Here is a 26,507-nt window from a genome sequence, read left to right as displayed (position 1 = left end):
TTTCTTGTTGCGCCCACACCCCGGACGGTCACCGAGCGCGGATGATCCTTTGCTGCGTGGCCACGGCAATCGCGGCGGTCCTGTTGTCCACGCCAAGCTTTGAGTAGATGTGCACCAGGTGCGTCTTCACGGTGGCCTCCGAGATGAAAAGCTGCTTGGCAATAGCCCGGTTGCCCATGCCCGTTGCCAGCAATTCCAAGAGCTGGACTTCCCTGGCACTCAGCGCCGGCGACGGGTTGCGGATCCGTCCCATAAGCCGTGCCGCAACTTCCGGGGCCAGCGCCGTCTGCCCCGCTGCGGCCTGTGAAACTGCCTGCAGGATCTGCTCCGGTGGGGCGTCCTTGAGCATATAGCCGCTCGCTCCTGCCTCCACGGCGGCGAGGATGTCGGCGTCGGTGTCGTACGTGGTGAGGATCAGCACCGGGGGCGGGGGAGTCCCGCCCCCACCGGCCTTGATCTTGCCCGTTGCCGTGACTCCGTCCATGCCGGTGCCCATCTGGAGGTCCATGAGCACCAGGTCCACCGGCTCTTCCAAGGCAGCCAAACGCCGAAGCTCCACCAACGCCGCAGCACCATCGGAGGCCTCTGCCACGACGCTGACGCCTGGAAAATCGGCCAGCATGGCTCGGAGCCCTGCGCGGACCACGGGATGGTCATCCACCAGGAGCACACGGATCCCGCTCATGCTGCACCCTCCTCGGGAAGCGGCAGGCGGATGGCCACCACCGTCCCCTCTCCCGGTGCGGACTCAATCTCCATGCTCCCGTCCAGGGCGGCAAGCCGCTCACGCAGCCCCGAAAGCCCGACGCCGGTTCCGTCGCCCCTCGCCGTGCCGGCCACCGTCGTGGAATCAAAACCAACGCCGTCGTCGAAGACATCCATGGTCACCTCGGTTCCTGGGAAGGACAGGGTCACGACGGCGGCATGGGCGTGGGCGTGCGCCCACACGTTCGCGAGGGAAGCCTGGGCCGCCCTCAGCAAGGTGGTCTGGTAGGAACCGGGGAGTTCCACGGGGGAGCCCACCAACTCGAAGCGGCAACGCAGATCGGTCCCCCGGGCAGCGGCTTCCGTCTCCGTCTTCGCGCAGAGCCTGGACAGGGTATCCACCAACCCCGACTGCGCCAGGTCGGGAGACCGCAGGCCACGGACAAAGCTCCGGGCTTCAGCCAGGTTGGCCGAAGCCGTTTCCTGGACAGTCCTCAACCGCTCCTGCGCTGTCTCCGGTTGTCCATCCGCCAGGGCCTTTTCCGCCGACCTTCCCATCAGGATGATGCTGGAGAACCCTTGGGCCAACGTGTCGTGGATTTCGCGGGCCAAACGCTCGCGTTCGGAGATCATGCCGGCCTCGTGCTGGGTGCGCGCGAGTTCGGCGCGGGTCCGTCGGAGTTCGTCGGCAACCAGCCGTTGGCTTTCGGCTTCCTGGAACAAGGCGCGGTAGGCCATGCCCGTGACCACGGCGAACCCTGCCCCGAACAGTGGCCCCAGGATCATCGCAAGCTGCAATCCGCCGTCGGGCGTTCCCCGGCCGTGGAACCACAGGGCGCCAACCAGCAGCGCCGTGCTCACCACGATCGCCGGAAGCGCGGCCCGGCGCGGCAGGATGTGCAGTTGGAGGAAGAAGAGCGGGAAGGCCACCCAGGCGAAATCGCCGCTGACCAGCAGGAGCAGCAGCCACAGGAGCATGACCGTGGCCAACCACCAGCGAGCGTAGGGGGTGGGATCGAACGGCGACGCACCGCTCGCGTGCCGCTTCTCCAGCACCGTCCCGGCCAAATAGACAAGTGCCAGGGCGCCGGAAAGTCCCAGGCCAGCGGCCAGGGCCACGGCCGAGGGCGCCGCGCCGGCGCCTGCCAGCAACCGGATCACCGCCACCAGCAACAGCACCGCGAAACCCACATGGAGGCTCACCCGGAGGACGCGGAGGATGGCGTCTGTGGGCGTCTCCAGTCGGTCTTCTCCGGGGTGTGCATTCACGCTTCCCAGCGTATCCGCGCCGCGGAGCGGATGAGCCCGAAAACCGCGGTATCACGCCTGAATCAACCATTCGGTTGATGAACCCCTCAACCCGACGTCCGCTGGTAATCCACCCCGCTTCCGATGTGCCCAAGCATGCCGGACGGAAAAGTGGAGTGTGCCGGGACAAAGCCCGCACCCAACCGAAGGAATCCGATGTTTCTTGCCATCCGCGACATCCGTTTCGCGAAGGGCCGCTTCGCACTTATGGGCAGTGTGGTGGCCCTCATCACCCTCCTGCTCGTCATGCTCTCCGGGTTGACCGCCGGACTTGGCGACCAGTCGACGTCGGCCATCAAGAACCTGCCGGTCCAACAGATCGTCTTCGGCGCACCGGCCGGCGGCGAACCCAAGGCCTCGTACACGGAGTCCGAAGTATCCTCGCGACAGCTCCAGGCCTGGCGCGACCAACCGGGCGTCTCGTCAGTTCAGGCCGTCGGCATCAGCCAGACCCGCTTCCAGTCCCTGGCCGGCGATGGATCGGCCACCGGAACGGCCAACGTGGCGGTCTTCGGAGGTGCACTGACCCCTTCCATCGTTGGCGAGGGCACAGTGGTGATCGGCCAGACCGTGGCAAAGGACCTGGCCCTCCAACCCGGCAGCCGCGTACGCCTTGGCGGTACTGACCTGACCGTGGCGGACGTGGTTGAGGACCAGTGGTACTCGCACACGGGCGTCGTCTGGACCACCTTGCCGGACTGGCGAAGCATTGCGCACGCCGCACCGAATACGGCAACCGTCTTGGGAGTCACGTACGACGCCGGCGCCTCCGTGAGTGCCGACGCCGCCAACGCGGCGGCCGGGACGGTCAGTTCTGACGTTCTGGGTTCCTTCCAGGCTTTGGGGTCGTACAAGAGTGAGAACGGCTCGTTGATGCTGATGCAGGCCTTCCTCTACGGCATTTCTGCACTGGTGATCGTGGCATTCCTGACCGTATGGACCGTGCAGCGCACCCGCGACATCGCCGTACTCCGGGCCTTGGGTGGGTCTACCGGCTACGTTCTCCGGGACGCTTTAGCCCAGGCTGCTTTGGTTCTACTGGCCGGGACCGCCGCGGGTGGCGCGGTGGGACTTGCCGGGGGATGGGCGGCCTCGAAGGCTGCGCCCTTTTTGGTAACACCCATGACCACGTTGCTTCCCGTTGCAGGCGTGCTGGTGCTTGGCCTGGCCGGTGCCGCCCTTGCCGTTCGACGCGTCACCACAGTTGATCCCCTCCTTGCCCTCGGCGGCAACTGATTCATTCCCGGAAAGGAATACACATGTCTGTTCTCAGCCTTGTCAACGTCACGCTCGAATATCCCGACGGCTCGTCCACCCTCAAAGCCCTTGACTCCGTTGATCTCCGGGTGGGTCGAGGCGAGTTCCTGTCCTTGGTGGGTCCTTCTGGATCCGGAAAATCCTCGCTTCTGGCCGTGGCTGCAAAACTGATCAAACCCACCTCAGGCGTTGTTGTCATTGACGGCGAAGACGTCACCGCAGTGACGGAGGCCGAACGCACCAGACTGCGCCGCGAAAAGGTGGGCATCATCTTCCAGCAACCCAACCTCCTGCCTTCACTGACCGCCGTCGAGCAGTTACTGGTTGGCGAGCACTTGCGGGGGAAGGCGGCAAGGGACGGCCGTCGAAGGGCTGGGGAGCTGCTGGATGTGGTGGGCCTCAGCGCGGCAGCGAACAAGCGTCCGCACCAGCTCTCCGGCGGCCAGCGCCAACGGGTCAATATCGCACGGGCGCTCATGGGGGAGCCAACGGTCCTGCTGGTGGACGAGCCCACGGCGGCGCTCGATCACGAGAGGAGTGAGGCTATCGTTCGTCTCCTGCGCCATGTGACGGACCAGTTTTCAACGGCAACCGTCATGGTCACGCACGACACCGAATTCCTCCCCTTGACCGACTCCGTCGCGACCATGCGCGACGGCCGCATCAGCCGCGCCGTCGTCCCAGCCACCCTGCCCAACTAAGTCGCAGTTGCGCGCGTTTTGAGCCCTCATAACGCGCACTATTGCGACTTAGTTGGGGGCGCCGAGCACGGCTTCATCCTGGGCATCGTCATACGCGTCCCGGGCTTGCAGGATGCTGGGCACGTGGCTCTCGGCCCATTCCCGCAGCATTCCCAGGGGTTGCAGCAGGGAACGGCCCATGGGGGTGAGCTCGTAGTCCACCCGGGGTGGAACTTGGGCATGGATGGTGCGGGTGATCAGTCCATCGCGTTCCAGGGCGCGCAGGGTCTGGGTCAGGACCTTCGGCGTGACCACGCTGACCATCTTGCGGAGCTCGGAGAAGCGCACGGGACCATCGCCCAGGACTTGGATCACCAGGGACGCCCACTTGTCGCCGATGCGCTGGAAGATCACGCGGGAGGGGCAATCGGGGTCGAGAATGTTGCCGGGGAGGCTATTGGTATCCATGAGGTAACTAGGTTCCTTTGAAGCTATCAGTATCCAGTGGATACCTTTGTGTCATTGCAAGGATACCAACCCCAAGGAGAGCAATGAAAATCGCAGTCTACGGCGCAACGGGCATGGTCGGCAGCCAGATCGTCAAGGAATCCCTGACCCGCGGCCACAGCGTCACCGCAATCTCCCGTAAGGGAACCGAGGTTCCCGGCGCCGCGGCCCAGGCAGCCGATCAGGCCGACAGCAAGGCGTTCGCTTCCATTGCAAAAGACCACGACGTCGTCGTGCTGGCAACGGGCCCCAGCCGTACCGGCGGTGACCATGCGGAATGGCTCAATGCCATGGCTACGGCCTACAGCAACGCGGAGGGAACCCGCCTCCTGATTGTCGGCGGCGCAGGCACTTTGACAGTCGACGGCGTCCGACTGCTCGACTCCCCGGATTTCCCCGAAGCCTACAAGGCCGAAGCCACCACGGCCGCCAAGGCCTTCGAAGCCGTCAAGCAGAGCCCCGAGTCCCTTGATTGGACCGTCTTCGCGCCCGCACCCCTCATCCAGCCGGGTGAGCGCACGGGCGAGTACAAGGTGGCAAAGGACACCCCGGCCGGCAATTCCATCTCCTCCCAGGACTTCGCCGTAGCCATGCTGGACGAAATCGAGAGCCCGGCCCACCGTCGCTCCCGCTTCACCGCGGCCAACTAGCGCGGGCAGAACTACGCCAGGCCCAGCCCGGGTACACGCTTCTGGAATATATCCTTCAAGGCATATTTCGCCGCGTTGTATCCGGGCATGCCTGTCACTCCGGGTCCCGGTGAGGTGGAGGACGAACACAGGTACACACCCGGAATCGGGGTCCGCCAAGGAACTGTTGAGAACACCGGCCGGCGAAGCAAGCCCCGCAGGTTCATCATTCCAGCGCTGAAGTCTCCTCCCACGTAGTTGCGGTTGTAGGCGGCCAGCCCTGCCGCCGTCGTGGTTTTTGAAGCCACCACCACGTCGCGGAAGCCCGGCGCGTACCGCTCAAGGCGAGCAGTGACGGCTTCTCCCATGTCCACGTCCGAACCAGCCGGAACGTGGCAGTAGGTCCACAGAATGCGCCTCCCGGCTGGTGCCCGGGTGGAGTCCACCAAGGATGGCTGTGACGCCAAGACATACGGCTCGCTGGGATGCTTCCCCATGGCTACAAGGTTCTCCGCCTCGGCCATTGCGGTCCTGGAGCCTCCCACGTGCACCGTTCCGGACTTGGCCAAGGCAGGATCGCGCCATGGCACGGGCTCAGAGAGTATGTAGTCCACCTTGCACGCTGCATTCCCGAACCGGAATGTTTCCAGGGCCCTCCGGTATCTGTCCGGCACCTCGGATCCAGCCAGCCGGAGCAGTGCCGGAGCAGCCACATCAAGCAGTATCGCCTTGGCCGGCCTCACTTGGTGGAGTGATTCAACGGCTTGCCCTGTGTGGATGGTGCCGGCATGCTCAACAAGGTCGTCAGCCATAGCCTTCGCGATGGACTGCGAACCTCCCACCGGAATGACCCAACCGCCGGCGTGGGCCAGCAAGGAAAGCATCAGCCCGGCACCCGTAGCGGTCAGCGATGGAAGCGCTGACACCGCGTGCGCCATGACGCCCGTCAGCAGGGCGGGCGCCGCTTCCTCCCTGAAACGTCGATTCCAGAACGGTGTGCCCTGGTCCAGGGTGGCCAGCCCCAATCGCAAGGCGGCGAGCGGATCCCGTGGAGCCCGCAGCAACTGGTAGGAAGAGATGTCCACAATTCCCGCAGCTCTCTCCAGCAGGGGCTGCAGCAAACGCCGATAAGCCGGCCCGTCGTTGCCAAGTTCGTCGGCGGTGCGTTCCAGGGACTGGTAGGCCACGGCAGCACCGCCCACGTCCAAGGGAGCGCCGTGCTGCACCTCGGGTACGAGCAACTCGATGCGCTTGGCCAACTCGAACGCCTTGAAGAACGGCGATGCCACGGCCATCGGATGGACCGCCGAGCAGACATCGTGCAGGTAGCCCGGCTGGATAAGCTCGGATGTCCGGGTTCCGCCGCCGATCGTCGCGCCGGCCTCGTAGAGGTGCACGTCCAGTCCGGCCCGCGCCATGACCACGGCTGCTGCCAGGCCATTCGGTCCGGACCCGACGACGGCGACGTCAGCCATCGCTGCCGATCTCCTCGCGAAGGGGTGCTTTCGGCCGCCATGGCAGGGTGGATGCGGACGGACGGGCAAGGTGGATCCTCAACCAGTCCTTTGCGCCTGCAAAGGGGCCGCCGTGCGGATCATCCTCACCTGATGCCCGCACTGGATCCTGCGAGGGATCCCAGATGTCCATCACCACGCGGGCCATCAGGTAGGCCGTGGCAACCATATGGAGGACCACCGCCAACACGTACGCGGACATATCAATGTTGTGCTGGGGTGCGCCGCCGCTGGTCGCCTGTCCCAGATACATCCAGATGGCCGCCCAGTGCAGCCCCTCGGCTGCCTGCCAAATGAGGAAGTCACGCCAGCGTGGGCGGGCCAGGGCCAGCAGCGGAATGAGCCAGATGACGAACTGGGGTGAGTACACCTTGTTGGTCAGGATGAACGCGGCAACTATCAGGAAAGCGAGCTGGGCCAGACGCGGACGCCTGGGAGCTGTCAGCGCGAGGATTCCGATCAGGGCACACGCAATGACAAACAGGTAAAGGGCCAGCGAGTTGATGGTTGCCGCATTGAGCTGCGTCCAGTGGAGCCTGTCCGCTGCCAGGTTGAAAGCGAACCACGGTGAGCTGTATCCAGCAGGCCTGTTCTGGGTGAACTCGAAGAAGTAGCGCCAGCCGGCCGGGTCAATCGCAGCGAAGGGCAGGTTGACCGCCAGCCAGGACGCCACCGTGGCGCCGGCCGTGATGAAGAAGGCACGGAGGCGACCCGTCCGCAGGGCCAGGACCAGCACAGCCCCCAGGATCAGGAGGGGGTAGAGCTTGGTTGCCGTACCCAGTCCGATGAAGATGCCTGCCCACACCAATTTTTCGCGCGAAAAAAAGTACATGCCCAGGGCCAGGAGTACTACTGCCCACATGTCCCAGTTGATGAAGCCGGCAAGGATGATCCCCGGCGCAAGGGCCACCATCGCTGCGTCCCAAGGACGGCGCCTGTTGATGCGGGCCGTCAGGAGGACCGTGACAATCCACGCAGCAACAATGAGCGTCGCGTTGACGTCGAAGTACCCGAGGATCCGTTCGTTGCCCACGCCTTTGCCCGGAACCAGCAGCGCCGTCAGGCCTGCAATGATGCCCATGAGCACCGGATACTCAAAGAGGCTTCCTTGGGTGAAGAAGGGGAAGGCGCCGTCTCCCAGCCCCCGGTTCTTGAACAACTCGGGGAAGTCTGAATAACAGGTGGCGTAGAACTGTGAGGGGGTTTCCCAGCCGTTGGCCCGGCAATAGTCCTTGGCCAGCATAGCCAACAATGCGGCCAGGACGGTCAAGATGATGAGCACCCGTTCCACAGTGAACGGTCCGGGGGAGATCTTGCCCGGCGAGGAATGGCGGCCGAGCGGACCACCTACCAGTTCGGTGAAGTTACGGAGCAGAGAGTCGCTGCGGCTGGGAACCACAAAGCGGACCCGTTCTCGCTGCCGGTGCGGCTTCGTCTCCTGCATGAGTCGAGCTTACAGTCCGGCAAGCGGTCGCCCGTGCCGTGGTGGTTCGCGTTAACGTGCCATGGTGGTTCGCGTTAAAAGGGGGAAGCCCACGCGTAGCCGCGCGGGCTTCCAAGGGTTCAGCGTGACCATGCGGCACCGGAGACTCCTTCGGGTGGGGGAGGCATCAGCGGATGACTCCCATCTGGTGCAGGACGACGTAAACGTCTTCACGGCGCTGGTCGAGCAGCTGGCCGTTGAACAGGGTGCGGTCCTTGGGAGCATCGGTGCTCTTGAAGAAGCGCAGTTCCTTGAGGTTCCTGGGCACGGTTCACCTCCTTTCCTTGGGTGAAAGGCCGGAATTTGGGCACAATAAATAGACCCATTGAATTCAAGGGTCGAAAAGGCACAAATAGCCGGAATTAATGGACTAGTGAGCAGACCGGAACAGTGGAACACGAATTGTCCGCACGAAGAATACGGGCAATTAACCCAACAAGAAGCTGGTTCCGAACTATGGGAAAACTGCGTACCCGCGACGTACTGCGGTCCGCTCGCACAACTGAGCACTCATACAGATCCAGGTGGACCCCTGGATCTGTAACACCCCCGGCGTCAAGGCCGGGCCGGTGAAACAGGAGTGGTCAGTGGCTCCAAAAATGGCGCGCGTCAGCAGCAGAGGCCGGGGCAGCAGTGAAAGTCATCTTCCGTCCGCTAGTCAAAGTAATCATTTTTCCCAACCTCCTTCTCTGGCCGTAAGCAGCCCGCCAAGGCAATCAACCCGGCAGACTAACCGGGGAGTGCACGCTTTGTTCCCGGCAAGACGCCCTGGGAACAAGATTTAAGGTACAGCACAATTAGTGTATTTGGCCAGCCAAAATCGCAAATTCTGCAAAATAATGTGAAAAATCTTCTTTCAGAGTCCCCAGCGGATAATCGTCGGAGTTCGTTTGTCCCAACCAAGGGTGCATACCTTTGCTGTGCCCAACAGGAAATGACGGCCTTGGGTGGCATCCATTTCAAGCCACCGGGCCGTGAGGATCCTGGAGAAATGCCCGTGTGCCACTACCAGGACGTTGTCCATTCCGGACTCGAGGACGCGGCCGATGATCTTGTCTGCCCGTGCCGCAACTTCGTCCAAGGTTTCGCCGTTGGGGACACCGTCGGTCCAGATGAGGTAGTCCGGGTTGTCCTTGCGGATGAGGTCCGAGCTGATGCCCTCGTAGTCACCGTAATTCCATTCCACGGCCAGCGGCTCATGCACGGCGTCCGGGAAGCCAGCCAGTTCGGCAGTGCGGCGCGCGCGGCGCAACGGGGAAGTCAGCACAAGGTCGAAGTCGATGCCTTCCAGCACCTTCCGCGCCTCAACGGCCTGCTGTTCACCCTCCACCGTTAGCGGAAGGTCGGTGAGTCCCGTGTATTGGCCACTCTTGGACCATTCCGTCTCGCCGTGGCGAAGGATCCAGAGTTGCGGGCGCGGGGAGGTCGCGGCGTTCAATTAAGGCTCCTCAGTTTCGGTTTCAGGATCGACGGCGGCGGACTCGGGTTGGTCTTCCCACCACGCCAGGAGTTTGGACTCGGCTTCCTCAGGGGAGAGCGGTCCGTGTTCCATGCGCTCTTCCAGGAGGAACTTGTAAGCGCGTCCGACGACGGGTCCCGGCTTGAGCCCCAGCAGCGCCATGATCTGCGCGCCATCCAGGTCCGGCCGAACGGCTGCCAGCGATTCCTGTTCCAGCAAGGTGGCAATGCGTTGTTCAAGGTCATCGTAGGCGAAGGACAGGCGGTCGGCCTTGCGCTGGTTGCGTGTGGTGACATCCGAGCGGGTGAGCCGGTGCAGCCGTTCCAGGAGAGGTCCGGCATCGGTCACGTAGCGGCGTACCGCGGAATCCGTCCAGCCGGCATCGCCGTAACCGTAGAAACGCATGTGCAGCTCAACCAGCCGTGCGACAGCCTTGATGGTGTCGTTGTCGAAGCGCAGGGCTTTCATGCGTTTCGCCGTCAGCTTCGCGCCCACCACGTCGTGGTGCCGGAAGCTTACCGCGCCGCCCGGTTCGAATTTGCGCGTAGCCGGCTTGCCGACGTCGTGCATCAAGGCTGCAAACCGCAGCACAAAGTCGGGACCCGGGACCGCGCCGTCCAGACCCGTCTCCAGGTCCGCGGCCTGTTCCAGGACTTGCAGCGAGTGCTGGTACACGTCCTTGTGCCGGTGGTGCTCGTCGGATTCGAGGCGGAGGGCGGAAACTTCCGGGAGGACATACTCAGCCAGCCCCGTGTCCACCAGCAGGTCGATGCCGACGCGGGGTTGCGCCCCATTGATGAGCTTGATGAGTTCGTCACGGACACGTTCTGCCGAGATGATCTTGATGCGATCAGCCATCTGGGACATGGCCAGCCGGACGTCGTCATGGACGGAGACTCCAAGCTGCGAGGCGAAACGGGCTGCCCGCATCATGCGCAGGGGATCGTCGGAGAAAGAGGCCTCGGGAGCTCCCGGCGTGGCAAGTTCGGACGCGTGCAGATCACGGACGCCGCCGAAGGGATCAACCAGTTCCAGGCTGGGCAGCTTGAGTGCCATGGCGTTGATGGTGAAGTCGCGGCGAAGGAGGTCGTCCGTCAGGGAGTTTCCGAACGCCACTACCGGTTTGCGTGAATCGGCATCGTAGGCCTCGGCGCGGTACGTGGTGATTTCAATCTGGAAGCCGTCTTTGCGCATCCCGATGGTCCCGAAGGCGCGACCGATCTCCCAGAAGTTGTCCGCCCATTTCCTGATGACGGAGATGGTCTGGTCCGGTGTGGCATCGGTGGTGAAATCGAGGTCCGGGGAGGTCCTGCCCAGGAAAAGGTCGCGCACGGGGCCGCCTACCAGCGACAGTTCGAATCCGGCATCGACAAAGCGCTGCCCGAGATCGAGCACCACCGGGTCGATGGTGAAGTTAACAGAAGAGCTGTCCAGTACGTGCGCCATAGTCCCTTAAGCTTGGCAGATTTTTGGGCGGCGTTGGGCCACGGAAGGCAGCAAATACGCAGTGCTGCGGAACCGCTGTCTTTTGCAGTCCACCTTGCGGCCATGTCCCGGTCATCACTCGAGGGCAAGAGTCGTTAGAGTGGACTTCATGGCCAATCCCGTACCGAGCGCTCCCGGCAGGAGGACAAACGCACCGTTGCCGTCGGCAATCGGCGCGCACGTCGCGCCTGCCCCGCAGCACCCGGTCCAGGCCTCGCTTCCCACTGTCGAGGAAGTATCGGCGGGCGGCGTCGTGGTGGACACGTCCGACGGCGAACTCCGGGTTGCGATCATCGCCCGCCTTAACAGGGGTGGCCGGCTGGAGTGGTGCCTGCCCAAGGGGCACCCGGAAGGCCGCGAAAACAACGAGGAAGCTGCCGTTCGCGAGATCGCGGAGGAAACGGGCATCGAGGGAAGCATCCTGGCCCCGTTGGGAAGCATTGACTACTGGTTCACAGTCAGCGGCCACCGCGTGCACAAAACGGTCCACCATTTCCTCCTGCAGGCCACCGGCGGCGAGCTGACCATCGAGAACGATCCGGACCAGGAAGCAGTGGACGCTGCGTGGGTTCCCATCCAGGAATTGGCCCGGAAGCTCTCCTTCCCGAATGAACGCCGCATCGCCGATTTGGCACGGGAAGTGCTGCCGGAACACCTCTGAGCCGGGTACATGGGACGATAAAGGCGATGTCTGAAGCCAAAACAACCCAGTCCGTTCAATCCGGAGAAGCACGTTCCAGCGCCATCATGGCCGCGGGAACGTTGGTTTCCCGGTTCCTTGGCTTCGCTAAAACGTGGATGCTTGGTGCCGCCCTGGGCCTGGGTTCCACAGTTACTGACACCTTTATTAACGCGAACAACCTGCCCAACCTGATCTTCCTCCTGGTTGCCGGCGGCGTGTTCAATGCCGTCCTGGTGCCCCAGATCATCAAGGCGAGCAAGGCCGAGGACCGTGGAGCGGATTACCTCAGCCGGCTCCTGACCCTCGCAGTCCTGGTGCTCCTGGCCCTGACCGCGATAGTAACGTTGGCGGCACCACTCGTCATCGACCTCACCACGCAGGACTACTCGGAGCAGCAGAAGGCCCTCGCGGTCACTTTCGCGTTCTGGTGCCTCCCACAGATCTTCTTCTACGGGCTATATGCCCTCCTTACCCAGGTCCTCAACGCCCACGGAGCGTTCGGGCCTGCCATGTGGGCTCCCATCCTGAACAACCTCGTGGCCATTGCGGGCCTGGGGATGTTCATCTGGATCCTTGGTGCCAACATCACCAATCCGCACACGCTGGATAACTGGGGGCCGATACAGACCTTCTTCGTGGCCGGTTTCTCCACCATCGGCGTGGTGGCCCAGACGGCCATCCTGCTCATACCGGTCCTGAGGCTGAAGCTGGGCCTCCGGCCGCGCTTCGGTTGGCGGGGCGTTGGACTGGGCCAGGCAGCGAAGCTGAGCGTGTGGACGCTGCTGACTGCCGCCGTCGGGCAGTTGGCGTTCCTTTATGTCATGAGGATCGCCACGATTCCCGGCGCCGAGCGGCTTCGGCTGAGCAACGCGGGGGAGACCACCGCGGCCTCCACGCTTCCCGGCAACGCGGTCCTCGAGGTCGCGAGCCAGTTGTATCTCCTGCCCCACTCGATCATTGCCCTCTCCTTGGCCACTGTCCTCTTTAACCGCATGACCCGTGCGTCCCAGGACGGCAACAAGGCAGAACTCCGCGACGCCCTGTCGCACGGCCTCCGGACCATGGCGGTCGCCACCGTGTTCGGTGCCTTGGCACTGTTCGCCCTCGCCGGCCCCTTGGGCATGTTCTTCTCCGGCGGTGAGCCACAGGACGGCGTCATGCTGGCGCAGACGTTGACCATCCTTGCCCTCAGCACCCCTTTTATGAGCGCCAACTTCATGATGTCCCGCGTCTTCTATGCCAACGAGGACGCCCGCACACCCCTCTACGTTCAGTTGCTGCTGGCCGTGGTTTACGTGGTGGGCGCGTTCATCATCCAGTTCCTGCCGGTGGGACAGATCATTTACGCGATCGCCGTCCTCTATACCCTGGGCAACATCCTTTCCGTGGTGATCAGCGTGGTGTTCCTTCGCCGCTTGCTGGGCCACCTCGACGGTCCACGCATCGCCAACTCGTATATCCGTATGGGCTACGCAGGCCTTGGCTCGGCCATTGCCGGTGCCCTGGCGCTGTGGTTGCTCGGCAGCTACCGCGCCGACGGATTCGCTTGGAGCAGCCGGCTCGCCGCCCTGGTGACGGTTGTCGTCGTCGGGCCTGTCATGTTGGTTGCCTACCTGCTGTTGCTGCGGGTTTTCCGCGTCACCGAACTTCGCGACCTGCTGCGACCGTTGCTCGGCCGCCTGGGCCGGGGCGTACCGGTCCCCGCCGGCGCCGCTGCTGAACCCACGACGGCGGCACGCGCCACGGTTTCGGACGACACCGGCCTGATTCCGCGCATCTCGGGCGAATTCGACGCCGCATCCTTCAGGGCCGGCCCGGCACTCGAGCCGGAACCCGCCGTCGAGCGCCACCCTGATGTGGTTGGCGCAGCCGAGTACATTCCGGACGAAGATGTGCCCAGTACGGCCATGGGCGGGAAGTTCCGTCCCCAGGTACCGCTGCCCGGACGCCGGACCTACCAGGGCGAGGCTGGACGGAATCCCTACTTCCCTGTGGAGGACAACAGGAAGAGGTAAAGCGGCGGCGCCAACGTGGGCGCAGGGCGGCTATCGGCTAGGCTAGAAACGAATATAGGTAGTTGCAAAAGCGGTTTTCCCGGCTCAGTGGGTGCCCGCCTGCAGGACCCGCAGCTCCCGGACAGCCTAGGAGGAACACGTGTCCCACCCGATCGACGTCGGATCAGTACTTGGCGGCCGCTACAAGGTCACGGCCACCGTATTGACCTCGCATGACCAAGATCTGGTGCTCGACGGCGTGGACCAAGTCCTCAACCGTCCCGTGAGCATCCTCGTTGCCGGACCCGGAAATGCCGAGCAGGTAGCCCAGAGCGCCCGCGAAGTCGCCACGGGGGAGCGCCCGGGCCACGTCCAGATCCTGGACCTCGGAGTCAGCGACAACACCACGTACCTGATCACCAACCACAGCACCGCGCCTGACCTGCTGGACCTGGTGGTCGCCACCAACCCGCCGTACGTGGAACCGTTCTTCACGGAGGCCCTCGGCACCGAGATCTTCGGCCAGTCACGCACCTACGAGCCCGAAACATACGACGGCCTGTATGAGGATGACGAGCACGAAGCCGAGTACATCCAGTACGACAACGATGGCTACCCCATCCATAGCGAGAATGCTTCCGAGGCCCCCGCTGCGCCCGCGGGCAACGTGCCTCCCAAGCCCGAAGCAACACCTGCCGCGGGCAAGGGGTTCGGCGCCAAGATCGCTGCCGCGGCTGCAGGCGCCGGTGCGGCCGGTGCCGCTGCCGCCGCAGCCCTGAAAAACGCCGGTTCCAAGACGAACGACGCCGGTGCTGGCGCTGGCTCCTCGGGGTCGGACCTGCCGAGCGCACCGGCACAACCTCCCACCCAGGCTGTGTCCACCCCGCCGGCCGCTCCGGCCTCGTCGCCGCAGCCACCCACCCAGGCGGTATCCGCACAGCCGGCCGCTCCGACTCCTTCGCCGCAGCCATCCACGGAACCCAAGGTTTCGCTCTGGTCCCAGGAAGACTACGGCTTTAGCGGTGAAGCAGCTTCCGGTGGCTCCGGTTCTGGTTACGACCGTGCGGCCAGCAGTTTCCCGGCATCGGCGGCCGCGGCCGATGACTATGACGACGAGGTTTACGAGGACGAGGCGCCCCAGCGCGAACCCCGTTCCCTGCGCTGGCTGGTTGGCGGATTGCTCGCCGCCGTGCTGGTTGTGGGCCTGGTCCTCGCCGTCACCAACCTCGGCAGCCTGTTGCCCAGCTCCAAGCCAGCCGCTACCCAAGACACCACGGCACCACAGGCCTCCGGATCCGAATCCGCCGAACCGACCCCATCGGAAACTGCGCCCCCGGCTGCTCCGCCGGCCATCCAGGAAATCACCCGCTTGGGGAACTTCGAATTCGCGGCGTCCTTCGACAAGGACCTCGTGAAGGCGTTCGACGGCAACGCAGCCAGCTATTGGTCGGATATGGAGTTCGCGACTCCCGACTGGGGCGGGCTTTCAGGTGAGATGCCGCTGGTAGTCAAGCTCAAGGAACCCGCAGAGGTTAAGTCCGTGGTCTTGAACCAGCTTGGTGGCTCTGGCGGCAGCATCAGCGTCTACACGAACGATCGTCCTGCCATGGACGGAGCCAAGCTGGTGGGCACCAATAGCTTCACCTCGCCGGAGCTGACCATGCCCCTGGCCGCTCCGGCGCAGACACAGTACGTCATTGTGGTCATCAAGTCCCTGCCCAAGCTGGCCGCACCAAAGACCCGTTTCGGTTACGGACTCCGTTTGGCCGAGGTCACCATCCAGTAGCCCAACCCAACCAAGTAGCAGTAGAGGCCGTTTTGACTCATCAGAACGGCCTCTTCTGCTACTTACCTTGGCGTCACCGCTTCGATTCGGCACGCCTGCACCCGGTACCCTGAATAATGGTGGATTTCAGGGTGCTTCCCTGTCCCCACATTCCAACGGAATATTTGGAGCCTTACGGGGGTTGAGTCAGGTGGCTGCCCCGAAAGCCGCAGCATCGATCAAGGAAGAGGTTCACGCCACGTGAGCATTGCAGAAAACAGCGCATCGCAGGTGCGTGACGTCATCATCGTCGGCTCCGGCCCGGCCGGCTACACTGCCGCCGTTTACACCGCCCGCGCCAACATGAAGCCGCTGCTCATTGCTGGTTCCGTCACCGCTGGTGGCGAACTGATGAACACCACGGACGTGGAGAACTACCCCGGCTTCCCCGAGGGCATCATGGGTCCTGACCTCATGGAAAACTTCGAGAAGCAGGCTGCCCGCTTCGGCACCGAAATCCTCTTCGAGGATGTCACCGAACTGGAGCTCGACGGCGACATCAAGACAGTCACCATCGGCACGGGGGAGAAGTTCCAGGCCAAGGCCATCATCCTTTCCACTGGTTCTGCCTACCGCGAGCTCGGCTTGGAGAACGAGAAGCGCCTCTCCGGCCACGGCGTCAGCTGGTGTGCAACCTGCGATGGTTTCTTCTTCAAGGACCAGGACATTGCCGTGATCGGTGGTGGCGACTCTGCCATGGAAGAGGCACTGTTCCTCACCAAGTTCGCCAAGTCCGTTACCGTAGTGCACCGCCGCGACACCCTGAAGGCTTCCAAGATCATGGGTGACCGGGCGCAAGCGCACGAGAAGATCAACTTCGTGTGGAACACGGCCGTTGAGGACGTTCTGGGTGGCGACAAGGTCACGGGCCTGAAGCTCAAGAACCTCGTGGACGGCACTGAATCCGAACTCGACGTGACGGGCGTCTTCGTGGCCATTGGCAACGATCCCCGAACCGATCTGGTCAAGGGCAAGGTGGACCTCACCGCCGAAGGAACCATCGCCGTTGAAGGCCGCAGCTCGCGTACCAACATCAAGGGCGTGTTTGCTGCTGGCGACGTCATCGACCCCACGTACCGCCAGGCCATCACAGCCTCGGGTTCCGGTTGTGTGGCGGCTCTCGACGTGGAGCACTACCTGGCCGACCTGCACTCCTAAGCTGCATCCAGCAACCATACGAAGGGAAAAGTTATGAGCAACGCCAAAGACGTAACTGACGCAAGCTTCAGCACGGATGTCCTGGCTTCCGAGAAGCCGGTTATCGTGGACTTCTGGGCAGAGTGGTGCGGTCCGTGCCGCAAACTCGGTCCCATCCTCGACGAGATCTCGGTCGAGTACAGCGAAAAGGTGGACGTCGTTAAGCTGAACGTCGACGACAACCCCGCTATCGCAGCCCAGTACGGCATCACCTCCATCCCGGCTGTGTACCTCTTCAGCGGGGGAGAGGTGAAGAGCACCGTCATCGGTGCCAAGCCCAAGCAGTTCTTCGAAAAGGAATTCTCGGACGTCTTGTCCTAGTTCCTGATTCACCGTCGGAAGCCGGCGGCTCCTGCCCCTTATGGGGACAAGGTAGCCGTCGGCTTCTTGCTTTTTCCGGGAATGAATCCCCAGCGGTTGCTTTAGTGGCAGTCCTTGCCCAGGGAACCCTCTACTTCACCAGTTGCGAGAAACGTGGCGTGGCTTGCCTGGAGTGGGCTCTTTGGGGCGGCTCGAAAACACGCTTTCTGTGACGGCTCGTAGGATACGACCCCGCGGTGCTGAGCGACCTCTTGAATTATCCGCCCGGGACCCGGCGTTACGAAGAGGCGAGCCGCGGAGTCGACCAACTCTTCGAGCAGTCTGCGATGGACGCTGGCTGAACCAATCCACGACGTTCTGGAATGTTTCACGTGGAACGAGCGCGTAGCGAGCTTTCAGCTCAGCGGAGGTTGAAGCCACAGTTTCTGCGATCCACCCCGAAGAGGTGTGGAACCATATCCGACACGACACGAAACCTCCTGGAGACGGACTTGCGCTGATCGACCGACCCTTCTTTCAGGCCCCCAAGTTCAGCTACCGGTTGCGAAGCTGCGCGGATCCACTTCGCTCAGCCGGCTGCTCCGTTTGCTTTGCCCATCCACGTCACGGTCCATGCAGTTCACCCTCTGCCACCGATCAGATTGCCAATTCGCCCATCAGAAAGATTGTTTTCCACCCCAAGCGTCCTCCATCGGGCTTTCAGCTGCTGATTGGAGCCGCCGCACCCTTCACCTACTTCGGCATCGGTATTCGGTCTGATCCCCCTCTCCTGCACGTCTTTCGCACTACCGTGAAACGTGCTCACACATTCGCTCAAGGCACCTCTAGGTCCGGACTCGACGTGGGCGATCATCGTTTCACGTGAAACAACGATCATCCATACTGCTGAGTACCTCCTCAGTGCCAACACCTCGGGGAGGGGCTCCTCCCGCGACGCAGCACTGGCTGCAGTGCCAAGAAAACGCGAGCAGCCTAGACGCCATAGGGCCTCCAGTACCCAGAAGGCGAGAACAGCCCAGACGCCATACAGCAAGGTCAGCACCGTCCTACATCCAGCCGCTCATATCGCCATAGTTATCACTGAATCACCTTCACCGCAGCCACTCCGTCGTTCTCGTAGACTCCCCAACACAACTGCTAACCTCATCGCGCGGCCTGCCTTCGAAGGGTCCGCGATCTCCGCGGTAGACCTTCATCGGTATGACCCCGGAATAGATTGAGCAACGCCTTCAATGCAATCACAACTCTTATGCGGGACAGTGCGGCTGCCTGTCTGGATACCAAAAGCATGAGGTCTGCGGAGGAGCGGCACCCGGACCATCGCCCGACACAGATCCCTGTCCGTGCAATCCGCCAGATTCAAACTGTTGGTGCTCACTCGGCCGACGGATGACGCAGCCCTGGGACCCCAGCGGACTGAGAGAGCCATCCTCCGGCCCTGACGCACATTGGGCCACCAACAGGGACCTGGCGACCCTGGCCCTGGCCCTGGAGTCGCATCCGGCGCCCAACAGCCGACTTCCCGCCCCGACGCACGTTGGGCCACCAACAGGGACCTGGCGACCCTGGCCCTGGCCCTGAAGACGCATCCGGCGCCCAAAAGCCGATCCTCCGGGCCTGAGGCACACCCCATTAGCCGCCAACTTCGCCGTTCCGCTGATTCAACTGGTTAGGAGAAACCCACACAGCACCTCGACCACCCCGCGTACGGCTGGCTTTCCACGTCACGACACCGAAAGGCCTCTAAGAGCCAGTCAAATATCGCCATGGAAGCCTGGACGACACCGCCGGCGAACACACAAGGCGTCAAGGCCACGACAAAGCTCCAGAACTTTGTCAGGCGATCTCAACGCTACAAGACGTGGATAGCGACACGGCCAGTCGGCAACATGACATCGGAAGGGTGCCGTTGGGCACGGAAGCCGCCTTCCCGGCCGAAACTCACGCTAGAACGACCCCAGCCTGGAAGGGGCCGCATAGGGGTTTCTTAGGCCGCCCACAAACGCGATCACATGGACCCATTGGCTCTATTCGGGGCTCGGTATCGCCTGGGAGACTGCGTCTGCTGCTCCCGGAGTTCCATACGGAATCCAGTGGATCAATGCTGAGGGCATGTCGTCTGATAGGACCTCTCTACGTCCAGCCCGTACCCACGGATGTAACTGCACCCGCGCCTCCCCACCGCTCGTCACCGCTCGTCACCGCTCGCTCGGATGTAACTACACCCGCGCCTCCGCACCTCTACCCACAGCATCCCGCGGTCCTGCTCGGTCCTGCTCGGTCCTTTCTTGGGTTTTGATTGGCCCTGCAGGCTGTAGGCCCTCCACGCTCCACATGCGGACGCAGATAGTTGCTGGTCAGTTCTGCAGACTTGCCCAAGAGAGCCGGGGCGCCCTCTTCGACACTGCAAAGAGCAGCCCTTCCGACCGTAGTAGCCTGGCAACCTTCGATGGAACTCGGAGTCAGAGCAGAACTTGTTTCACGTGAAACATAGGTCCAGCTCCCTAAAAAGTAGTCACAACTCCGGGTTGCCGCCGGACGGCTCCTTCCGCATCGATGGTTTCAAAGGTCGGGCATCCTAACGAGCGGACCAGGCTTCGGACTCACCGCTGGATGATAGAGGGATCGATGTTTCACGTGAAACAGCAGCGACGACCATGGGCACGAAGGCAGCGTCCTCGCCAACTCAGGGTACAAGTCAGCGTCACGCACCTAGAAGGCCGGCTTTCGACTGTAAAACTTGGGCGCCTACGCCTAAGGTTCGCAACGAGGAAGGGCGCTTGGATCACGGCATGCCACCAGCAGCATCATCTCGGCCAATCAGCGTTCCTCCCTGGCGCCCGACCCTGCGCGAAGAGACATCCGATGAAACGACCCTCTGCGTCAGCCTCGGACCCTGTTGGCTAGTCTTAGCTCTTAGTGCATTCAAGATCGACTTCGCAGTTCCGTCCTGCGCCCCAGTTACAGTTAGGGGCAGGAGGGACTTGCTGGATGTGCGGGCACGCTAGAGGCTCTAGGCGGAGCCCCCGATTGCGCCATGCCTGATAGTGTGACCACGAGACTCTGACTAAGGACGCCCATCGATGAGTCGGCGCATCGGACCGTGTAGGCAGCCCGGACCTCACACACCGCGCGACCTATTCACAAAGTTATCCACAGGTTTATCCACTGCCGTCCATACCCATCGTCGTCGACCTTCTGCAAGGGAATCGAGTGCACGAAAGCTTGGTAGTCCCGCCGAGTTGGCGACATGCATGAGCTGTGGCTGAGTCCACCGGGGCACCCCCGCCAGAATCTCCATAAATCAACGAATTCTCCGGCAATATGACAATAATCTCACCATGCCGCGTCGGACTGCCGGCCTTACCACAGGAGTTGCTCGTGTGGTGCCAAGATGGGCCCAAGCGGAGCACAGGCCCAGCCTCAGAAGAACGATCAACTCTCCCGAGACCCCCCGCGTTATCCCCAAAGTTATCCACAGGGATATCCACCGGGTTTTCCACTTCCAACATCTGGATTCACAGGCGGGGAGTGAGCGATCGAAACTGCCAGGATCCAGAGGCGGCACCATGTTTCACGTGAAACAGACAACGCAGCTTGGGCGTCTGATCGGCCTCGACGGCGTTGCTTCGGAATGAGTAGCTTCGAACGTAGCCAGTTCGCAGTCGATCACACGGCCCAAAGACTTAGGTGCTTCCTTGGACCCTGCCGAACGGACGTGCTCCGAAACGTACAACATCAGATCTCTTTCGAATCACCCTGATCCAGAACTGGGCACCCAGGACTCATCGTATTATTGACTTTGGGATGAGAGAGCGCGAGTGTCCACGTACTTGCAACTCGTCAATCCGTTGGTCGTGAAGGCATAGTCGCCTGCAGGCACCATCGGCACTTACGTCTGCTGTTCCGCGTTCAGTCCGACCAAGCCGAGGAGGCGCGACAAGGAGGCCCGGTTGGGTCTTGGTCGATCAAGGCCCACGGTACGCTGTCACCAAAGCTCACCGACGGTCCCGAGCACACAGTGGAAGAGAACACCCGCTGTGTTCTCATGGATGCGCGGGCCTTATCCAAAGTATGACTCGGACCTTCGTGTCCACAGCCCAGTCAACGAGTCGGCGCCACGATCTGAACAGCACGGTCGGACGCAGAGAGTCGAGTAGGCCGCGTCCTACGCAATCGGGGGATATGGGCTGGGAAGTGCGTCACGTAGGAGTGGGAGCCGATTACTGCCGCGCGTATGGATGGTTGATAGACGCTTCCGTACCACTTCGAAGACTACGCCCGGCCATTGCGTGAAGTTTACACCCACGTGTACCGGCCATGGCCTGGCCCAGCATGAGAGTGAACTGTGTGTGCACAGCACTCCCGGTACGGTCATGCGAGCGGACAATGTCACTAACCACTGCCGCACAGCAACCGATCGTGTAGCCGAACAATTCCGAAAGCTGCTCAGGCGCGTATCAAGGCAGTGGACTGGACTTCGTGGAATAGCATTCTGCTATGAGCCGCCGCCTCTGTCTGAAGAATGCAGGGTACGAGGGTGCAGGGTACGAAGGTACGAGGTTTGGGCTGTGGAGTGCGCCTGAGCACACCCGAGTTCGTTACACTCTCGTGTCTGGACCCTTCTGCACCCTTGTCATGCAAGAGTGCTGCAACCCGCCGCAGGAGAGCTCTGGGAGTGGGCGCGCTCGTTGGTCACGTCGTAGCTGGTCCTGATGCTCGCAGTCATGAGTACGTACGCCACGTGCCTCAGTCTTTGTTGGAACTCATGTTCACAGTCATGAGTACGCCACAGCGCCCCTGTCTTAGCTTGGGGACACCGCTTCGGCGCAATCTCCGCACTACCGTCGACCATAACCAGGCGCATCGGAACCCGTGGCGCAGCGGGAAACAGGGGAGGGTCCATTATCTCTGTCTCACGTAAAGCCGACTCTCCTGACTGAGGCTGCTCAACTCAAACAACTTCGTCAGCCATGCGCGAAGGCCATCAGGTTCTGCGAAGATCGATACAAGACCCTAAAGCGTGACTGTTGTGATCGCGACGGCCAGCGGCAACGAACGCCCTTTGTATGTTGGGCATACGTCGATAGACCAGGAAACCAGGCGAGATGCACGACGACCCGTCACCCGACTGCGACCAACTCAATCTGAACGGGTATGGTTCGCAGTTCTTCCACCTATGCGACCCTCTACTCCTCGCGTGCACTCCACCCAGTCGGCTTCACATCCTCAGTCGATCGCACCATTGATACTTGGGCTCGTAGAGTGTTCCACACCGATTCTGAAGCGAGGGCCGCATGGACGCACCTTTGAGTCCTCACTGATACCTCATCACCAACCAGAATAATTCGAGGTTGGTGTCCCCAGCCTACTTCCTGAAGTTGCGGGGGAGTTGCTCTTCCGCCTCAAGACCCAGTCGATCGAACGGCGTTTCACGTGAAACAGTGCTGCAGCCAAGCGGCGAGCGTCCGAACCAGCGCACTGCCGTCCTCTACCGTCAGATGCAATTTCGTCCCACGAACACTCCGAATACGGGAGGATTGAGGAATTCCACTCCCCAAGGGCTTTGGCGCTTCATACAACGCTCAGCTTCGACCACGATGGTCTGCCATCATGCACCATGTTTCACGTGAAACGCCACGCCTTCGAGCCAAGGTGAGTGCGTTCAGCTGCGTCCGACTCTGTCTCAAGAACCCTAGGAAGGCGACATTCAAACGGGCCTCTGCCGTCGCACAACGACCCAGGGCATCGTCACGGCAATTCCCGACGAACCCATCCATCCGAGATAAATTGGGATGGCACTCAACGCTGCGTCCTTAGGTGCCTCAGCCGGCCGGATCTGAATTCTCCAGGAATCCCTACAACATTGCACTCCCTGGGGCCGCTCGAAATCAACACTCATTGTTTCACGTGAAACTAGGCATCAACAGTCACAAGGAGAGCTCATGGAGAAGCTTACGCTCCTGGGCCTGTGTTCTCACCGGGCAGAGCCAGGGCCCGCCCTGAGGGGCACATAACGCTAGGAGGCTCACCGCGAGACAACAAGGACATCAGCACTTCGAGTCTCCATGCGCATGGTGGAGCCGACATGGAGCATCCACGCTCTATCTAGAGACCGGCGTCGCCGTACGTCGAGTGAATCCGCCCAAAGTCGCCCTGTTTCACGTGAAACATTCGCCCTCCGCTGCAACAAGCGCTGTGGATGCACATCCCTGTGCCACGCCGGACTCCAAAGCATCCCTTAGCAGCACCTCTAGGACGGCGACACTGAACAATTAGCCCGCTTGCCGCGAGGTAAGCACTGAATCCGCCGGGAGCGAGCACCTCCTAGCAACGCGCGAGTGGCAGAAAACGAGGGTATTCACGGCACACCAGTCCACTCACGAAAGAACGAGCACTATGGTAGCAACCGTAGCCCGTACGCTCCAGGCCTCAGTGTCCTGTTCTGGGCTGTCAGCGGCGGAAGGGGAGAGTTGCATTCCAACAAATGCCCCGTGCGCTCGAAAGCTTCCCAGGAGTGGCACATGCCTGCTGAGCGGTGAGTGGGGAACGAACCCGGGAACGCCCCGTCCGCTCGAAAGCTTCCCAGAAGGGGCACATGCCTTGAACGGTGCGTGGGGGACCGAACCCGTGAATGCCCCGCCGACCGAATGGCTTCCCCGGGAGGAGCAAATGCTTACTCAGCGGTGAGTGCGACAACAGACCCGCAAATGCCCTATGCTGCCCCGCACCAGCTCTCGGAGACGACCGAATGTCCGCTAAGCCGGGTCTGGAACCGAATCCGTAGGCACCCCGTCTCCCGCACGGCGGGGCGTCGAGACGCCGAGAGGCCTGCTCAGCGGCCGCTCCGCGAGCAAGAGCTGACCTGGCGGCCCTCTCGGATGGGCACACGGCATCCTACGAATAGCCAAACAAAGGCAGAGACAAAACCATAGCTACACCGGCTAAACCCACGTTCAGAGCGCGAGATCTTCCAGGCACGTAGTAACGCGCCTGCACTCACGTCACCCAACAATAATGGGGCCCACTTCGCAGGAAGTGAACCCCATTTGAATTGAATAAAAGAGAACTAGCCCTCAGCTCCGGGACTAAGGACATCCATGATGCGGTTGAGGTCCTCGACGCTGGCAAACTCGATGCTCACGCGTCCCTTGCGGGCTCCGAGCGTGATCTTCACATTGGTATCCAGACGATCTGACAACGACGACGCCAAGTAGTCCAAGCGCTCGTGACGGGCATTGGGCTTGGGGATGCTGTTCTTAGGCGGCGTCGTGGGGTCCTGGTACAGGGCCACAGCCTCCTCGGTAGCCCGTACGGACATGCCTTCAGCCACGATCTTCTGTGCCAAGCGCTCCATGGCGGCAGCATCGGGCAGTGACAGCAGGGCACGAGCGTGTCCTGCTGAGAGAACGTTGGCAGCTACACGCCGCTGGACCAGCGGTGGAAGCTTCAGCAGCCGGAGCGTGTTGGACACCTGCGGTCGGGAACGCCCAATACGATCGGCGAGCTGCTCATGCGTGGTGCCAAAGTCCTCAAGGAGCTGCTGGTAAGCGGCTGCCTCTTCCAACGGGTTCAGTTGGCTGCGGTGAAGGTTCTCAAGCAGGGCATCCCTGAGGAGGTCGTCATCCGTGGTGTCGCGGACGATCGCAGGGATCGTATCGAGGCCGGCGGCCTGAACTGCCCTCCAACGACGCTCGCCCATGACAAGCTCGTACGGTTCTCCACCCTTTTCAGTTGAAGTACGTACAACAATTGGCTGGAGGACGCCGATTTCCCTGACCGAGTGCACCAGTTCCGCCATATCTTCTTCGTCGAAGACAGTACGCGGTTGCTTACGGTTGGGGTGGATGTCCGTAACGGGAATTTCGGCAAACCTTGCGCCAGGGACCTCCACCAATTCGACGTCAGGCGCTGAAGTTACTGGTGCAGCCGCAGCAGCAGCCGGTGAGGAGGTCGACGTCGTACTCTCCTCGGAAGGGGCCTTCGCCGAGGCAGCAGCGGAACGCTTGGCAGCCGGAGCCTTGGCGGCAGGCGCCTTCGCCGCGGTCTTGGCAGGAGCCTTTTCCGTGGAAGTCGAACGTGCACCACTCGCGGTCTTGGAACCTGAGTCCTTGGACTCGGAAGGTGACTCTACAACTGGAGCATCCGCGGTGGGTGCCTCGGTAACCGGTTCGGCCGCTTTGCGTGCGTCGGGGAAGAACAAATCCACCGGACGCGAAGGCGACGCTCCATTGCCTGCGGACCCTGCGGCGGCGGAGCTGGGGATGAGAGCCCCAAGACCCCTGCCCAGGCCTCTTCGCTTTTCGCTCATTGATTCATCCCTCCGATGGATAGCCGAGCGCGGGGCGACTCAGGCTGTTGCAGTGTTTCAAGAATTCTAGCGTTCAGCGATTTCAGCAGCGGCTTCCATGTAGGACAACGCGCCGCTCGATGAGGGATCATACGTCATGACAGTTTGCTGATAGCTGGGCGCTTCGGAGATACGCACCGAACGCGGCACCACGGCACTCAGAACTTGCTGGGGGAAGTGTTGACGGACCTCCGAAGCCACCTGGGCCGCGAGGTTGGTCCGACCGTCGTACATCGTCAGGAGAATGGTCGAAACCTCCAGGTCCGCATTGAGGTGCTTCTGGATCATTTCGATGTTCTTGAGAAGTTGGCTGAGCCCTTCCAGCGCGTAGTACTCGCACTGAATGGGAATCAGCACCTCACTGGCGGCGCAGAAAGCGTTGACGGTCAGGAGGCCGAGGCTCGGCGGGCAGTCGATGAAGATATAGTCGAGCCGGCCCTCACCGTTCTTTTCGCGCTCCTTGGCGTAGACGTCGATCGCCCGGCGCAGCCGCTGTTCGCGGGCAACGAGGGACACGAGTTCAATCTCGGCGCCAGCCAGGTGAATGGTTGCCGGCGCGCAAAAAAGGTTGGGGATATCCGGGCACGGCGCAACAACATCGTTCAAAGGAAGGTCGTTGATCAGGACGTCGTAGATGCTGTCCACATCTGCGTGATGCTCGATGCCGAGCGCGGTGGAGGCGTTGCCCTGTGGGTCAATGTCGATGACGAGTACGTTGAGCCCCGCGGACGCCAGCGCGGCCGCGATGTTGACAGTGGTGGTGGTCTTACCAACACCACCCTTCTGGTTGGACACTGTGAAGATTCGTGTCTTTTCAGGCCTTGGCAGCTGGCGGCCGATCAGCCGCTCACGACGCCGGGTCTCGTGCGCGAGCTCGCGGGCAATGGGGCTTGAATCGTCCATGGAGTCCATGAGGTTAGGCCCATCGTCGGTAAGGGTTTCACGTGAAACGGCGTTTTCAACCGATTCGGTACGCACAATCGCGGACTGCAGAGATGCGGAGGGTGTGGCAATGGACCGCGCAGACCCCAAAGACATAAATGGGGGGATCCGCTGCGTGGAGGTTTCGCTACTGCCCACTGGTCACACTCTCACTCTCATTCGGCGCTTG

The 26,507-nt window shown here is 62.1% G+C and carries 18 protein-coding genes; 8 read left to right on the top strand and 10 right to left on the bottom strand.

What is annotated here, in order from left to right; genetic code table 11:
• Nucleotides 1-28 precede the first annotated feature (28 nt).
• Nucleotides 29-685 (bottom strand): response regulator, encoded by a 657-nt coding sequence (locus ACIQTZ_RS11155; protein WP_402980391.1) that lies wholly within the window; start codon nucleotides 683-685, stop codon nucleotides 29-31.
• Nucleotides 682-1,974, bottom strand: a complete 1,293-nt coding sequence (locus tag ACIQTZ_RS11150; RefSeq protein WP_402980388.1) for a sensor histidine kinase — start codon at nucleotides 1,972-1,974, stop codon at nucleotides 682-684. Before ACIQTZ_RS11150 ends, ACIQTZ_RS11155 begins: the two co-directional genes overlap by 4 nt.
• Before the next feature lie 195 nt (nucleotides 1,975-2,169).
• On the opposite strand from ACIQTZ_RS11150, the gene ACIQTZ_RS11145 reads away from it, so the two are divergent.
• Both ACIQTZ_RS11145 and ACIQTZ_RS11140 read left to right on the top strand, forming a co-directional pair.
• Entirely contained in the window at nucleotides 2,170-3,249 is a 1,080-nt protein-coding gene (locus tag ACIQTZ_RS11145) for an ABC transporter permease (RefSeq protein ID WP_402980385.1), read from the top strand.
• 23 nt (nucleotides 3,250-3,272) lie between these two features.
• A complete protein-coding gene (locus ACIQTZ_RS11140) occupies nucleotides 3,273-3,971 on the top strand; it encodes an ABC transporter ATP-binding protein (RefSeq protein ID WP_402980382.1) in 699 nt (232 codons plus the stop codon).
• Nucleotides 3,972-4,019: 48 nt separating this feature from the next.
• On the opposite strand, the gene ACIQTZ_RS11135 is transcribed toward ACIQTZ_RS11140, so the two are convergent.
• Nucleotides 4,020-4,418, bottom strand: a complete 399-nt coding sequence (locus tag ACIQTZ_RS11135; RefSeq protein ID WP_400334956.1) for a winged helix-turn-helix transcriptional regulator — start codon at nucleotides 4,416-4,418, stop codon at nucleotides 4,020-4,022.
• Between the two features lie 83 nt (nucleotides 4,419-4,501).
• Between ACIQTZ_RS11135 and ACIQTZ_RS11130 the strand changes: the two genes are divergently transcribed.
• Nucleotides 4,502-5,107 (top strand): NAD(P)-dependent oxidoreductase, encoded by a 606-nt coding sequence (locus tag ACIQTZ_RS11130; RefSeq protein WP_402980379.1) that lies wholly within the window; start codon nucleotides 4,502-4,504, stop codon nucleotides 5,105-5,107.
• 11 nt (nucleotides 5,108-5,118) lie between these two features.
• Here ACIQTZ_RS11130 and ACIQTZ_RS11125 read toward each other — a convergent pair whose 3' ends face one another.
• The 5 genes from ACIQTZ_RS11125 to ACIQTZ_RS11105 all read right to left on the bottom strand — a co-directional run bounded on the left by ACIQTZ_RS11125 (nucleotide 5,119) and on the right by ACIQTZ_RS11105 (nucleotide 10,988).
• Nucleotides 5,119-6,561 (bottom strand): phytoene desaturase family protein, encoded by a 1,443-nt coding sequence (locus tag ACIQTZ_RS11125; RefSeq protein ID WP_402980376.1) that lies wholly within the window; start codon nucleotides 6,559-6,561, stop codon nucleotides 5,119-5,121.
• On the bottom strand, nucleotides 6,554-8,044 hold the full coding sequence (locus ACIQTZ_RS11120; protein ID WP_402980374.1) for a glycosyltransferase family 87 protein: 1,491 nt from the start codon (nucleotides 8,042-8,044) through the stop codon (nucleotides 6,554-6,556). Before ACIQTZ_RS11120 ends, ACIQTZ_RS11125 begins: the two co-directional genes overlap by 8 nt.
• 166 nt (nucleotides 8,045-8,210) lie before the next feature.
• A complete protein-coding gene (locus ACIQTZ_RS11115) occupies nucleotides 8,211-8,351 on the bottom strand; it encodes a hypothetical protein (protein WP_400334948.1) in 141 nt (46 codons plus the stop codon).
• A gap of 588 nt (nucleotides 8,352-8,939) precedes the next feature.
• Nucleotides 8,940-9,521, bottom strand: a complete 582-nt coding sequence (locus ACIQTZ_RS11110; RefSeq protein WP_397324211.1) for a histidine phosphatase family protein — start codon at nucleotides 9,519-9,521, stop codon at nucleotides 8,940-8,942.
• The gene (locus ACIQTZ_RS11105; RefSeq protein ID WP_400334946.1) at nucleotides 9,522-10,988 is read right to left on the bottom strand and encodes a CCA tRNA nucleotidyltransferase; all 1,467 of its coding nucleotides are present in this window, start codon (nucleotides 10,986-10,988) and stop codon (nucleotides 9,522-9,524) included.
• A 196-nt stretch (nucleotides 10,989-11,184) separates the two neighbouring features.
• Here ACIQTZ_RS11105 and ACIQTZ_RS11100 point away from each other — a divergent pair, with 196 nt between their 5' ends.
• The 5 genes from ACIQTZ_RS11100 (at nucleotide 11,185) to trxA (ending at nucleotide 17,046) form a co-directional block, all read left to right on the top strand.
• On the top strand, nucleotides 11,185-11,688 hold the full coding sequence (locus ACIQTZ_RS11100; RefSeq protein WP_090822121.1) for an NUDIX hydrolase: 504 nt from the start codon (nucleotides 11,185-11,187) through the stop codon (nucleotides 11,686-11,688).
• Between the two features lie 26 nt (nucleotides 11,689-11,714).
• Nucleotides 11,715-13,724 (top strand): murein biosynthesis integral membrane protein MurJ, encoded by a 2,010-nt coding sequence (murJ, locus tag ACIQTZ_RS11095; protein ID WP_402980372.1) that lies wholly within the window; start codon nucleotides 11,715-11,717, stop codon nucleotides 13,722-13,724.
• Nucleotides 13,725-13,863: 139 nt separating this feature from the next.
• A complete protein-coding gene (locus ACIQTZ_RS11090; protein ID WP_402980370.1) occupies nucleotides 13,864-15,489 on the top strand; it encodes an ABC transporter substrate-binding protein in 1,626 nt (541 codons plus the stop codon).
• A gap of 240 nt (nucleotides 15,490-15,729) precedes the next feature.
• Nucleotides 15,730-16,686, top strand: coding sequence for a thioredoxin-disulfide reductase (gene trxB, locus ACIQTZ_RS11085; protein WP_400334940.1), 957 nt, complete (start codon nucleotides 15,730-15,732; stop codon nucleotides 16,684-16,686).
• A gap of 33 nt (nucleotides 16,687-16,719) precedes the next feature.
• Nucleotides 16,720-17,046, top strand: a complete 327-nt coding sequence (gene trxA, locus ACIQTZ_RS11080) for a thioredoxin (protein WP_387437532.1) — start codon at nucleotides 16,720-16,722, stop codon at nucleotides 17,044-17,046.
• 7,069 nt (nucleotides 17,047-24,115) lie between these two features.
• On the opposite strand, the gene ACIQTZ_RS11075 is transcribed toward trxA, so the two are convergent.
• Nucleotides 24,116-25,357, bottom strand: coding sequence for a ParB/RepB/Spo0J family partition protein (locus tag ACIQTZ_RS11075; RefSeq protein WP_402980368.1), 1,242 nt, complete (start codon nucleotides 25,355-25,357; stop codon nucleotides 24,116-24,118).
• A 66-nt stretch (nucleotides 25,358-25,423) separates the two neighbouring features.
• On the bottom strand, nucleotides 25,424-26,476 hold the full coding sequence (locus ACIQTZ_RS11070; RefSeq protein ID WP_402980366.1) for an AAA family ATPase: 1,053 nt from the start codon (nucleotides 26,474-26,476) through the stop codon (nucleotides 25,424-25,426).
• Nucleotides 26,477-26,507 lie beyond the last annotated feature (31 nt).

The sequence above is a fragment of the Paenarthrobacter sp. NPDC090520 genome (assembly GCF_044769205.1).
Lineage (GTDB): Bacteria > Actinomycetota > Actinomycetes > Actinomycetales > Micrococcaceae > Arthrobacter.
The sequence above is the reverse complement of the archived record's forward strand: the minus strand, read 5'-3'. Positions and strand labels throughout refer to the sequence as shown.